The 13,753-nt window shown below is 35.5% G+C and carries 11 protein-coding genes; 10 read left to right on the top strand and 1 reads right to left on the bottom strand.

Features of this window, described 5'->3' with window-relative positions; all coding sequences use genetic code 11:
- Positions 1-3: 3 nt before the first annotated feature.
- Genes TDSAC_RS00730 through cysC form a run of 5 tightly spaced genes read left to right on the top strand, consistent with a single transcriptional unit; the run spans position 4 to position 4,709 of the window.
- Positions 4-819, top strand: coding sequence for an alpha/beta hydrolase (locus TDSAC_RS00730; protein WP_199919825.1), 816 nt, complete (start codon positions 4-6; stop codon positions 817-819).
- The gene (locus TDSAC_RS00735) at positions 797-2,824 is read left to right on the top strand and encodes a DNA translocase FtsK (RefSeq protein ID WP_108307951.1); all 2,028 of its coding nucleotides are present in this window, start codon (positions 797-799) and stop codon (positions 2,822-2,824) included. Before TDSAC_RS00730 ends, TDSAC_RS00735 begins: the two co-directional genes overlap by 23 nt.
- A gap of 1 nt (position 2,825) precedes the next feature.
- Entirely contained in the window at positions 2,826-3,875 is a 1,050-nt protein-coding gene (locus TDSAC_RS00740) for a GNAT family N-acetyltransferase (RefSeq protein ID WP_108307954.1), read from the top strand.
- A 60-nt stretch (positions 3,876-3,935) separates the two neighbouring features.
- On the top strand, positions 3,936-4,139 hold the full coding sequence (locus tag TDSAC_RS00745; protein ID WP_108307956.1) for a hypothetical protein: 204 nt from the start codon (positions 3,936-3,938) through the stop codon (positions 4,137-4,139).
- A 24-nt stretch (positions 4,140-4,163) separates the two neighbouring features.
- Complete coding sequence (cysC, locus tag TDSAC_RS00750) at positions 4,164-4,709, top strand: adenylyl-sulfate kinase (RefSeq protein WP_108307958.1); 546 nt, start codon at positions 4,164-4,166, stop codon at positions 4,707-4,709.
- Positions 4,710-4,719: 10 nt separating this feature from the next.
- On the opposite strand, the gene TDSAC_RS00755 is transcribed toward cysC, so the two are convergent.
- Positions 4,720-5,250, bottom strand: coding sequence for a D-glycero-alpha-D-manno-heptose-1,7-bisphosphate 7-phosphatase (locus TDSAC_RS00755; RefSeq protein WP_108307960.1), 531 nt, complete (start codon positions 5,248-5,250; stop codon positions 4,720-4,722).
- A gap of 88 nt (positions 5,251-5,338) precedes the next feature.
- Here TDSAC_RS00755 and TDSAC_RS00760 point away from each other — a divergent pair, with 88 nt between their 5' ends.
- The 5 genes from TDSAC_RS00760 to fliD all read left to right on the top strand — a co-directional run bounded on the left by TDSAC_RS00760 (position 5,339) and on the right by fliD (position 13,725).
- A complete protein-coding gene (locus TDSAC_RS00760) occupies positions 5,339-6,244 on the top strand; it encodes a glycosyltransferase family 2 protein (protein WP_108307962.1) in 906 nt (301 codons plus the stop codon).
- A gap of 84 nt (positions 6,245-6,328) precedes the next feature.
- On the top strand, positions 6,329-9,658 hold the full coding sequence (locus TDSAC_RS00765) for a glycosyltransferase family protein (protein ID WP_108307964.1): 3,330 nt from the start codon (positions 6,329-6,331) through the stop codon (positions 9,656-9,658).
- Between the two features lie 133 nt (positions 9,659-9,791).
- Complete coding sequence (locus TDSAC_RS00770) at positions 9,792-11,435, top strand: flagellin N-terminal helical domain-containing protein (RefSeq protein ID WP_108307966.1); 1,644 nt, start codon at positions 9,792-9,794, stop codon at positions 11,433-11,435.
- A 93-nt stretch (positions 11,436-11,528) separates the two neighbouring features.
- Entirely contained in the window at positions 11,529-11,933 is a 405-nt protein-coding gene (locus tag TDSAC_RS00775) for a flagellar protein FlaG (protein ID WP_108307971.1), read from the top strand.
- 4 nt (positions 11,934-11,937) lie between these two features.
- Complete coding sequence (gene fliD / locus TDSAC_RS00780; protein WP_108307973.1) at positions 11,938-13,725, top strand: flagellar filament capping protein FliD; 1,788 nt, start codon at positions 11,938-11,940, stop codon at positions 13,723-13,725.
- Positions 13,726-13,753 lie beyond the last annotated feature (28 nt).

A 13,753-nucleotide genomic window follows, 5' to 3' on the forward strand; every position in this document is an offset into this window, starting at 1 on the left:
AAATTGATTAAGGATATAGAATTAAGAGCTGGGAATAAAAGAGCGGTAATTTTGTTTCATGGCCTAACAGGGACGCCATTTGAGCTTTCAAGATTTGCAAAATATTTTCTTTCTTTGAAGTTTGACGTATTTGTTCCTTGTTTGCCTGGTCATTGTACTAAGCCATCTGCGCTTGATCGCGTGGCATGGCAAGATTGGTCTTATTTTGCGCAAGATAAGTACAAAATGATATCGAATAAGTACAATGAAGTATTTATAAGCGGGATATGTCTTGGAGCTTTGCTTTGTCTTGAGATTAGTAGAAGATTTTCGGTTAAGGCACAGGCTTTGCTCTCCCCTACTCTTGCTATAGATGGATGGAATATTCCATGGTACAGATTTTTGCTTCCTCTTGCCTTTATTCCTCCTTTTATCTGGTTTTATTCCTATAAAGAATCCGAGCCGTATGGAATAAAAAATGAATCTGTCAGGCGGCAGGTCTTAAGGATTATGCAAAATAAATCGTCAGGAGTGTACGAAAACTATAGTGCAATTGCAATTAGAGAACTTTTAAGGTTTTCGAAAAGTGTAAAACTTTACTTAAAAGAGATTAAAACCCCAACTCTTGTTATTCATTCCACTCAGGACGATCTTTGTAATATAAAGAACGCTAGAGACCTGTATAATAGGCTATCTTCGAAAGATAAAAAGTTTGTTGAGCTACACGATTCTTATCACATGGTAACACTTGACAACGAAAGGGATATGGTGTTTAAAGAGTGTAGTGATTTTTTTATAAAATACTCAGAGGTGGTGGATGAGCAAGACAGTCAAATTTAATATCAGATATCTTCAGTTATTTACACTTTTTATATACATTATTGTTATTGTTTTTGGTTTTTTGCCCGATAGCGGCCAGTTTGGAAAATATCTTAGAATTTTATCGGGTCAATTTGGCGTTGCCTTTTTCCTATTTCTGACACTATTTTTAGTTGATTTAAGACTAAGTCATAACATAAAGACCTTTTTTTCAGAGCTTAGCCTTTCTGTATTAATATCATTATGTATCGTTCTTTTGCTGGGATTGTATGAGATACCTTTTACCCTGTGGCCTACGAACACAACCCCAATTCCTAAAATCTCTTTTAAATTTGTTCCATTCTTGAAATTTTTCTTTGGGTTACAGGGGGCAACAACTTTTTTGGCACTCTTTTTATTTTTCTTTATTTTGCTCAAGCTTTACTACTACCATAAAAAATGGCTTACTTTAAAGCCATCTCTGCCAACCTTTTTTAAAAAAAATTATCAGATGGATAAAAAAAAAGATTTAAATAGAGGGATCGCTGACGCAAAAGCAAACAATTTGCTCCAAAATGAAATTAAAAATCGACTATTAAAAACAGAAAAAAGAGATTACGATTCAACTTTTCAACAGGAAAAGAATAACAAAAAGGTTTTTGAAATTAATGACAAGACTTACGATCTGCCAGATTTATCTCTCTTTAAATCACCAGTCTTAACAAGATCGAGCTTTGATCATTCAAAAGTGAAAGAGAAATTAATAAAGGTATTTTCTGATTTTGGTATAGAGGTTAAGGTAGCAAGCTTTTATGAAGGGCCAACCCTTCTCTTTTACGAAATTTCCCTCCCTCCTGGCACAAAGCTTCAAAAGGTAATTTCTCTTGCTGATGAGGTTGCATTAGGTTTAGCTACAAGTTCTGTGAGAATTGATGGTCCAATTCCAGGTAGAGGCACGCTTGGCGTAGAGATTCCTAAGAGCAAGAGGACTCCTGTAAGATTATCTGAAATTTTGACAGACAAAAGCCTAAGAGAAAATCCATCAAAACTTTTGGTGGCACTTGGCAAAGATGTTCTTGGAAACAGTGTGGTTGCAGATATATTTGAGCTTTCTCATACTCTTATTGCAGGGGCGACAGGCGCTGGAAAATCGGTTTGTGTGAATTCGATATTGATGAGCTTGTTGGCAAGAAATACGCCCAAAGATCTTGAACTTCTTTTAATAGATCCAAAGAGAGTAGAACTTTCTTTATATGAGGGAATACCCCATCTCAGAACGCCTATAATAGTAAACGCAAAGGATGCTGCCAAACTCCTTAAGGTATATGCTTTAAACGAAATGGAAAAGAGATATGATTTGTTTGCAAAAAGAGGGGTTAGAAATCTTCAAACGTTTAACGAAAGGTTCCCTGAAGATAAGATGCCATACATTATTATAATAATTGATGAATTTGCTGATCTTATGAAGCTTGCTTCTCAAGAGGTGGAAGAGGTGGTGTTTCGTTTAGCTCAGATGGCAAGGGCTACAGGAATATATCTTATACTGGCTACCCAAAGGCCTTCTGTAGATGTAATTACTGGTACAATTAAAGCAAACATACCATCTAGAATAGCTTTTGCAGTATCGAGTTCTGTAGATTCGAGGACAATTCTTGATTTTGGTGGAGCTGAAAAATTATTGGGTAGAGGGGATATGCTATATTATCCCCAGGGCGTTCTAAAGCCTCTAAGAGTACAGGGTTGCTTGGTAGACGATGAGGAGATAAGGGCTTTGGTAGATCATTGGAGAAGATATCCGTCTATTCACAAAATTCCTCTGGAAATAGAAGAAAATAACGAAGAAGGCGATCTTGAACTTGACGACTTATTTGACCAGGCAAAAGAGATTGTAATATCTACCAGAAGGGCGTCTACTACCTATCTTCAGACCAGATTAAAGATTGGATTTTCAAGGGCAGCAAGGATAATGGATCAGCTTGAGAAAAAGGGTATAGTATCAGCTCCTAAGGGAAATTCTGGGATACGAGAGGTAATTGTAGATAAGTAATATGTTAAATCAACTTGAGCCATATGAACTCATCGATCTTTTTGTAAAGTTCCCACCATATGATTTTAAGGCGAGAAAAAATAACAAAGGAGTCATATTGTTTGATACCCTTTTTGATATCTTGACTACTGCTGACGATTTTCTTGCCAAAAAATTAAAAGTTTTTGAAAATCTTCCAATATTAAAGGGATTTTTTAAACCGCTTGCCACCTTTGTAGGCACCACAGTATCTGAATATCTTGTTTTGCCAGAACTGGATGAAATTCAATTTATTGACTCTATAATTGAAGGTTGGGATACTGAATACCTTATTGTAAAGGATATTCCAAAGGACTCGCCCCTTCTTTCAAAGCAAGAGAATGCCTATTCTGATAATCTAGTAAAACTCCTTGATAAGAGGGGATTCGTAATACTTACAGGTCAAGCTCTTGCATATAAACTTATTGATTTCAAGAGTATTGACGAATATTTGATGAGATTTTCCTATAAAAGAAGATATGACTTTAGGAGAAAATTAAAGAAAAAGGCTCAGTTAATACTTGAAATTGAGGATTCTGGAAATTTTGATAATAATAGGTTATCAGAATATTATTCAATGTATGAGAGTGTTTATAATAAAAGTTATATTCATTTTGATAAATTAACTCCTGATTTTTTTAGAGAACTCTTAAGGAGCAAAACGCTTGGCGCAAAAATTTTTTCATATTATATAAAGGATAAAAACGAGCTTATTGGTTATAAGATATGCTTTCAAGGAAGAGACTACCTGATAGACAAGTTTGCAGGTTTCAAGTATCCTGAAGCGCTAAATTTTAACGTGTATTTTATTAGCTGGTTTGACAATCTAGAATATTGTATCAACAACAAGCTCAAAAAATTTATAATAGGGTGGACAAATCCAGAAACGAAGGCTTATCTTGGTGCAGATTTTAATTTTACCCTGCATGCGGTATACCCAAGAAATCCATTGATTAGGAGGTCTTTGAGATATCTGTCTAGATTTTTTGAGTCTGATAAAAACGAGCTGGAAAGATTTTTAAGAAAAAAGTAGATATATGTGTTCTATTTTCTTTGAAATGTTCTCAAGGTGTGATAACCTTTTAAAAAAGAGGTGATAAATATTAAAAATAAAAAATTAAAACTAAAAAAGCTTATTGATAGTCTTGAAGAATCTGATATGGAGCTTGCTGAGAGTTATTTAACCTTTTTGACCTATAGACGAAAGCTTTTGAAAGATGATCTTGTAAAGTCCTTCGATGAAGCGTCCTATACCAAAGAAGACGACATTATTGATGACGTACTTGGAAATGAATAGAATAAAACTTTAAGAGTACATCTTATGAGAAATTTTTATTTACTGATTACTGGCCTTCCTTGTTCAGGAAAGACTACGCTTGGCAAAAGGCTATACGAGGCTCTTGTTCAAAGGGACATAAGCCTTGAACTCCTTGATGGGGATAAAGTCAGAGAATCTATCTCTAAGGATTTGGATTTCTCAAGACCTGCAAGAATAGAAAATTCAGTTAGAGTAGTGAACAGGGCACGAGATCTTATGGATAAAGGAACGGCATGCATACTTTCAATGGTAGCCCCTTATTCCGAGGCGAGGCTGAGGGCACGGAAGATAATCGGGGAGGGATTTGTCGAGATATATTTTGATGTGTTGCTGGAGACCTGTGAAAAAAGAGACGTAAAAGGGATGTACAAAAGGGCGAGAAATGGTGAAATAAAGAATTTTACAGGTATTGATGACATATACGAAGAACCTCTTAATCCAGATATTAGAATTAGAACTGATATCCTGGGAATAGATGAAAGTATTGTAAAGATAGAAAGATTCTTGTTAGAAAACTTTTTTATAGCTGAAGCTAAACTTAAAATTTAAGTTTTTGAACTTAACTAGAAATTTTTAACAAATATTTTACTGCCTGATATAAATTTTTAAATTCTTTATTTTCTTTTCCTATTTTTAGACCTGTTATACCAGCATTTTTTGCAGTTTGCATATCGCTTTCGCTATCTCCTATTAAGTATTTTGGTACATTAATACTAACTCCATCTCTTTCCAATTCATTAAGAGCTCTAACTATCATACCAGGCTTAGGTTTTCTACATTCGCAGTTGTCCGAAATATCGTGCGGACAATAAAAGATTTTATCTATTTTAGCTGCAGATTTTTGAAGTGAATCTTGCATGAAATTGTGGATTTTTTGAAGATCTTCTTCGCTCATCAATCGTTTCGCTATACCTCTCTGGTTTGTAATCAAAATTGTTATGAATAATTCATTATTTAATAATTTTATTGCTTTTTTCGAATATTTAAGAAATCTAAATAAGCTAATTTCTGTAACGTATCCACCTATGATTCTTTCATTTATCGTACCGTCTCTATCAAGAAAAACTATACCTCTTGGATTTTTTAAAATTTTTTGACTCCTCTTTTAAATTTGTCTTTAAAGTGTCGATATATATAATAACTATACTATAATACAAATTTGCTTTAAGGAGAAATGCATGGAAGAATCTCTTGTTACTGTTGCAATGCCTTCATACAATCATGAAAAGTATATCCAGGATGCTATAAAGAGCGTTATAGATCAAAGCTATGAAAATATAGAATTTATTATTATAAATGACTGTTCTACTGATAATACGCATAGTAAGATATGTGAAATGATAAATATTTGTAAGAGTAGATTCGTTAGATTTGAATATATAAACTCGGATAAAAATAACGGTATAGCAAAGACTCTAAACATGTGCCTGAAGTGGGCTAAGGGCAATTATTTCTCATTGCTTGCCTCAGATGATATCTTTTTCCCTGATAAAATAGAACTTCTGGTTAACGAACTTGAGAAATTACCTGAGAAATATGCAATTATCTTTGGAGATGCTACTTATATTAACGAATACGGAGGTATTTTGAAGGTAAAAAAGGGTTCTGTGGAGTCTGAAAGTGTACTTGTCATACTTGCATCTGATAGAGATGATTTTAACTATCTAAACGAAGATGAATTTGGCACATACAAAACTCTTTTTAAAGGATATCTGCCTACCCCTTCATGGCTTGCAAGGACCAGGTGTATTCGCGAGGTTGGTGGATTTAATGAAAAATATTTTATAGAAGATATGCCGCTGTGGGTAGCTCTTTCGAAAAGATATAAATTTAAATTTATTAATAAATCAGTTGCAGGATATAGGTTTCACCTTCAGAATACTTCTTCTTTGTATCATTATAAAATGCTTGTAGACTTAATAAAGTTGTTAAAAAACGAAAAACAATATTGTATTCAGAAGGGTTTAGAGGATGTCTGGAAAAATATGATGAGCCTTTGTCTGAAAGAGATTTTACAAAAGGAAAATTTATCCCTTCAACAAAAAAAATGTGTAATTGATTTGCTCAAAGAAGATAAGGTTTGAAAACAGATGAAAATCTGCTGAGATAAATAATTTTATATTTATATCTATAGAAAAGTTTTAAAAGATTGGAAAAGGAGCAGGATTATGATTAAGATTTTAGGCGTTGTAAGCGATCACACAGGTTGCCCCTATTACAGGATGAAACTTCCTTCAAAGTTTGTAGAAAGATATTTTTCTAAATCTGTAGAGTTTAATATAACTGACGAGATGAACGAAAAGTTAATGAGAGAACACGATTTTATCATTGTCCAGAAAACCCCGTATCCTGAGAGATTGGAAGAGTTTAGGTATATAAAAAAACTAAGAAAAAAACTGATGCTTGAATTTGATGACTTTTATCACGACGTTCCTTCATTTAACCCTTCGAGGAATTATTGGCTTAACAGGTATAAATATTACAGAAAAAGGCCACTTGATTTTTTTGAAGATATGTTAGGAGAGGTAGACAAAGTAATTGTCTCAACCAAATTCTTAAAGAATTTTTATGAAAAATTTAATAAAAATATTGTAATAAACCCAAACAATTTAGATCCTGATATCTTTTTGAAAGTTAAACCAGCAAGACAAACAGGAATAGATAATATAAATATTTGCTGGTTTGGATCTTCTTCTCATGTGGGGGACTTCGATATTGTGGGAGAAGTTTTAAAAGAAATTGTCTTAAAATATGATAACGTGTATATTCATATCGGTGGCGACTTACAAACATTTCTAAATCTAAAGGTAGATGAAACAAGGAAAATATTTCATCACTGGCTTCCGTTTGACGTGTACCCCTTTCAATATTCAAATTTCCAGATTGCTGTTGCCCCAATACTTGATCTACCTTTCAACAGGGCAAGGTCTCCTTTGAAATACTATGAATATGGTTGTTCAAATCTTGCAGGAGTATATGACAGGCTTGACCCGTATGAACTGGAGGTTGAAGATGGAAGGTGCGGTATTCTGGTAAAAGGAGAGAAGGAATGGTTTGACGCAATATGTAAATTGATAGAAGATGAAGAACTAAGGTATTCTATTGCAAATAATGCCAGAGAAGACGTTTTGAAAAATCACATATGGTCTGAGGAAAAGGCAAAATTTTATCTAACAGATGTTATTGGCATAGATGAAGAGGATATATTACATCCCAAAAAAGTCTTCCAGAAGGCTGAATGTTCTGTAAAAAAAGAGGGGATTTTTAGCATATTTTACTTTTTTTATCCTGTAGACGAAGCTTTGATTGAAAACGAAATAAAGATTCTTGAAGAATTTACAAAAGATTTTAATGCTGAGTTAAACATATTAAGAATGCCAGAAAGGATTCAGAACGCGTACTCGTTTATTGAAAAAAATATAAAGGGTGAGCATTTTGCTATTGTTACTCCAATATTTTTGCCGTATGAATCAGATTTTAACGTTTTTAAGAATCTTATTGAAGAATTAGAGGAAAACGATTTAGACATTATTTCTCCTACCCTAGTAGACATGACTGGGAAAATTTTATCCTGTGGGATAGCTTTTAAAGAAATGGACGTTCTAAAGGGTCCTGTAGCGCCAGGATATTTTCTGGTTGAGTCTTCTTTATCATTTCCTGATGAAAAGATTCAGATAATGAGCGCACTTCCATTCAAATTTCTTGTTGGTAGAAAAAGTTTTATAGATAAAGTGAAGGATATGGAAACTGCAAATTATGAAAACAACGAGTATGCATTTATTGAGAGCCTGCTTAAGGCAAGGAAAGTTCTTTGGGCTGGGGTTTCAAAAAGATGTAAGGTTACCTATGCCTTTTCAGAGAAGATCTCAGAACAACTTCATGCCTATCGAATAGGATTAGAAAGAGACGATCAGAAGAAACTCTTTTCAAGAGTCGAGATACTGCCAGATTTTTATATTCACACAAAGTGGTATGCTCCAAATGAATGGGATATCAGAATCTATAAGTACGGCCTAACTAACAAAGATAGAGTATTAGAGATGAGTAGTTTTGAGAGAGGCAAAAGTATATTGTCACCGTATTTTAGAAACGATTTAGAGTCTGACTTTTTGAGCGTTTGTGTTTTAAAAGAAGAAGGATTTAATCTTGAGGAACTTTATAAGACATTACGCTGGCAACAATTTCCTGCATTTCAGGTAGTGGAATTTGCAGATTCAAAAAGTTTTTTAGAGAGAATACTTTCTATGAAAGAAAGGTATTTTGTTATAACACACAAGGATGCCAGACTTCACCCGTGGTTTATGTCTTATGTTTATGGCATTGCAAAGGAATGTTCGCCCCAATTAATAACTACCGATTATATTCTTGATAATGAGCCAATTTGTACCCCTGATCTCTCTGTAGAATTTCTAGAAAGCTATAACTATGTAGGAAAAACTTTTGTTGTCGAAAAAGAGCTTTTAATAGATGTCCTGAGGGAAAGAATTTCTGATATGCCAGACTTAGACGTTTTACTTGAAGAGCTTTTGGAATTTGATTCTCAAAGAATAGAAAACGGAATAACAAAAAAACTCGAAAAAATATATCCTGATTTTTATTATGATATCTTGCTCAGAATTTCAGAAAAAAATCCCAAAACTTTTAGGATCCCAATGCATTTAATAAGAACTTCAGAATCAAAAGATTCTAATGCTGAAAGGATAGCTTTAGAAAATCATCTGGAAAGAATAGGATTTGAATATGAGAGAATAGAAGAAAATTACGGCTGTTTTAGAATTTATCCAAAGATTGCTGAGGTTCCTATTGAAGTATTTGTTGTAGGAGAAAATGTTCATGAAGACGTGCTAGATAGCATTTCCAAAGACTTTAAGGTGACAAGAGTTTCTAATTTTAGGCAACTATTCAATGCAGCAAAAGAATCAAATTCAGAAAACGTGCTGGTTATAAAGGATAGCTTAAGGTATATTGATAATGACGTTATACTCGGACTTAACTCTTATCTTTCAAAAAAGGATGTTGGTATCACTTCCCTGAAGGCGCTCTATAGTCAGAATAAATTGGTAATTGGTACTGGCATAGTAATTTCTAAGAACAGGGTCTTTTATGCCATGAACCTTTCAAATGCAGATGAAGAAGGACTTACGAAAAGAGGTTCTGTTACGAGCAATTTTATTTCCCCTATTATAGAGATATTTGCCATAAAAAGGCATTTGTTTTTAGAATTAGGATCAATTTCAGATACGCCTTTTTCTCAGCTTGAACTCTCTCTAAAGGCTCTTGAAATGGGAAAGAGAACTGTAGTGTTGCCCTATTTTACGGCTATGTTTGAAGAACCTATTACATCTAATAATAAATTTGAGTCTTCTAAGAAAAAGACATCTTTAGTAAGTAAGGAACTTTCAAGAATTCTTACAAGGTATAAAAAATTTATTATTAGCGATGCTGACTTATATTTTAATCCAATGCTTAACTATTCATTTAGCGACTTCGAGTATTAAATTTTTGTAAAAATTTTCCGATACTATGTTTAGATGAAAAATATCTATTAAGGAGGTGAAGGAAGGGGATAATTTGAGGTAAGTTTTTGATCCATCCAGGGAAGAAAATTTTAAAAACATGGAGGTTTAAGAGATGGCTCTTTACATTAACACAAATGTGTCTGCTATGCAGGCAAACTACAATCTCTCTCAGACAAGTAACGCAATGAGTTCAAGTCTTGAGAAGTTATCTACGGGTCTTAGAATTAACAGTGCTGCAGATGACCCGGCAGGTCTTACAATTTCAAACACGCTTCAGGCACAAATTAAAGGCCTGGGACAGGCAATTCAGAATTCAAATGATGGCATAAATATGATTCAAACTGCTGCAGGAGCCCTTACTGAGGTTACAAACCTTATTCAGTCGATGAGAACTCTTGCAGTGAGTGCATCGAACACGGCTGTGAATGATACAGCCTCGAGACAGGCCGATCAGTACCAGATTAACTCTGCTATTTCATCTCTAAAGAATATTGCAGCTACCACTGCATTTGGAAACGTAAAGCTCTTAAATGGTAACTTTGGTTATAACACCCAGATAACGACGCCAAACGATATAAGTGGCATGGGTGTAGCGGCGAGTGCAACAAATCTTAATTACCTTGGCAACATTTCAATGCAGATTAAACAGCAAGCTACTCAGGCATATATGACAGGTGCATTTCTTGGCACTTCGGCTTCGGGTGCGGGTGGAACAATTGCATTTTCTATTAATACCCTGGATTCTGCAGGAAACATTATAAATACTCAAGCTATTACTGCTACTATAGCTAGTGGTGTTTCAGGTTCTGCTGCTCTAACTAATATTGTAAATGCAATAAACCAGTTTAGTGGAACCACTCAGGTTTTTGCTGCTTTAAATACAGCAGCAGCTTCTGGTGAGGTTGATCTTGGAAGTGTACAGTATGGTTCGAAGTTTAGCTTTTCGATTTCACCTGTAACTGTTAGTTCTGGAGCATCCGGTGTTGTATCAGGACAATTGTCTGGAGCAACGGCTACTGGAGGGCAGGATTTGGTTGTGCAGGTTGGTATAGGTACAGCTGCTTCTGCAGGTGATACGCTCACTGCTAACTACATTGCAGGAAATAGCAGCGGAACGTCCGGTCAATTTGTTATAGCAGATACTGCGTCAACTAATAAGTATGTGGGCTTTTATGCCAATTTAACATTGACTAGCGGTTCAGGTGGGAGTGGAACAGTTACTACTGGCAATTCGGCTTTATCTGCTTCTTTTGAAGCTACTGCCAATCCAAATTGGACTACTGCTGTTGGCATGCTTAATACAGGATCACAGGTTAACGTAGGCGTTCTTGCAAAGAATAGTGCTACCTTCCAGATAGGCGCAAATGCAGGACAGCTTGTGAGTATGGTAATTAATAACCTTACTCCAGATGCGCTTGGATTTAGCGCAGGACTTGGAGAGAGCGTTTCCCAGATAAACGTCCAGACTCTATCTGGCGCACAAAATGCAATACAGGTCTTAGATGCTGCAAATACTGAAGTATCAGTTATTGCGTCCAGTCTCGGTGCCTTCCAGACAAATACCCTTCAGTCGAACGTCAATTCTCTTTCTATAGCACAAACTAATCTGTCTGCATCCAATGCTGCAATTCAGGATACTAATATGGCTGCTGAGATGACCAACTTTACAAGACTTCAGATTTTGATGAAATCGGGCATTGCAATGCTTTCGCAAGCAAACCAGATTCCATCTGCTTTACTTACGCTTTTGCAATAATAGTTTGCCCGGGGAATTCCCCCGGGCATTTGTTGTTTTTTATGTTCTGTCTAAAGAATATAAATAACAACAAAATTTATAAGGAGGCAAAAAGTGGATGCTAGTAGCAAAAATCAATTAAACAAAGCTGTTCAGATACAGCCAGAATTGATGGCTATTCAGCAGTCACAGGTGGTAGCCAATAAAGTGGAAAACAATACTATAAGCAATAAGATAGAAGCTATACCAATAGATCAAAAGCCAGGCTCAGATAATAATAGCGAAATAAGTCTTAAAAACCTTAAAAGTATAGCAAAGAGCCTGAACAATATAGCCAAAAATCTTGACATAAAGAGTAAGTTTGAGGTGTATGAAAAGATGAAAGGAGTTTATTATATTAAAGTTTACAATGCACAAACGAATGAAACCATAAGCGAATTTCCTCCTAAGAAATATCTTGATATGATATTTAGTTTTATAAACGGATCAGGAAATTTATTAATAGATAAGAAGGTGTGAGAAGATGTCCAGTGTAAATCCAACCTCGTCATCAAATACAAGTTCTCTTTTGAATAACGTGAGTTTAGGGAGCGCATCAATTGTCGGTTTGGCATCTGGAATTGATACTACGGCTCTTGTTAATGCTATGACCCAGCAAGATGAGGGAACGCTAAATCAACTTCAATCAGAACAAGCTACTCTGCAGGCAAAGATATCTGCCTGGAATAACTTGCAAAGCCTTTTTACAAAACTTCAAAGCGATGCTACTTCTCTTGCAAACCAAAACAACGTTTTGTCTGCTACTGCTATCAGTTCAAATACAAGCGTTCTTACAGCAACTTCATCAGGCGCAACTCAACCTGGTTCATATGCTTTGAACGTTACTCAACTTGCAACTGCACAAAGCTCAAGGTCTCAAAGCTTTTCATCGGCAAGCGCTACAATTGGACAGGGCACTTTTACTATTACCCCCAATAATGGTTCTACCCCTCTTACGATAAATATTACTTCTTCTAATGATACACTTCAAGGACTGGCTGACGCAATAAACAGCGCTTCTGGTTCTCCTGTTACTGCAAACATTATTAGTAATTCTAATGGTACTTTTTTGATTTTGACCTCCAATAAAACAGGTGTGGCAAATGGCTTTACTGTAACCGACAATGTAACCAATGGCGGAACTGTGGTTAGTTTTTCTGGAGCAACAAGTTCTACTGATTATACTCAAGGCATTACGCTTACCGCTGCTCAGGATGCACAGGTTCAACTAGGGACTACCAATCCAATTACAATTAATAGCAGCTCTAATACGATCACTACAATAGTGCCAGGTCTTTCTATAAATCTGGTGGGAGTAGGACAGGCTACCCTTAACGTTAGTTACAACGATTCCAATGCGAAAACTCTGATAAATAATTTTATTACTGATTATAACAACATAATAGCCTTTAGGAATCAATATGCTTCGTATAATTCTACAACCAAGCAAGCAGGGGTTTTGTTCTCAGATCCAAGTTTCAATAATTTTATGAATCAATTAACACAAGCTATCTCTTCTGCCGCCAAAGGTAACATCTCCCAGGGAAGTCCTGCCTCAATTGCTGATCTTGGGATTACAATATCTACTGATCCTTCTACTATGGGACAGCTTAGTTTTAACTCTTCTACCTTTGATAGCGCTTATAATTCTAACCCTCAGGCGGTAGCAAACGCGATGATAGGACTGGGCACTACAAATAATCCAAATGCTACTGTGATAGGTTTTTCTTCTCAGACACAAGGCGGTGTCTATACAATAAATGTTACTGGTTGGGATCCTAATGGCAATGCTATTGCTACTATTAATGGCCAGAGCGTGACAGGACAGGGCAATATAATAAACGGCTTAAGCTCTACTCCTGCAGATGGTCTTGGAATAAGCGTCACTCCTGGTTTTACAGGAAGTTTTCAGGTTACTATGAACAAGGGAATATTCCAGCAGGTTCTGGATGCTCTAACTCCCATTACTCAGCCCTTTGGTCAATTGTCTACTGTAATTACCAACCTTAACAATACTAACAGTGCACTTCAAAATCAGATAAATCAACAAACGGCTTTTATTCAGCAAAGAAGAAACTTATATTTAAAACAATTTGCTCAAATGGAGGCTACGCTTGCGAGTCTTGATTTACAAAACATGTGGTTAGGATATCAGACAGCTTCTCTTTCAGGATCAAGCGCATTGTCAGGGTCTTTGTCTTCTGCTGGTGGCTTGAGTTCTGTTACGGGATCTGGTTCGGCTTCAGGGTCCTCTACAAGTTCTTCAGGTTAATAACCTTAAGTTAAATTATAATCTAGTT

This window comes from Thermodesulfobium acidiphilum (assembly GCF_003057965.1).
Classification (GTDB): domain Bacteria; phylum Thermodesulfobiota; class Thermodesulfobiia; order Thermodesulfobiales; family Thermodesulfobiaceae; genus Thermodesulfobium; species Thermodesulfobium acidiphilum.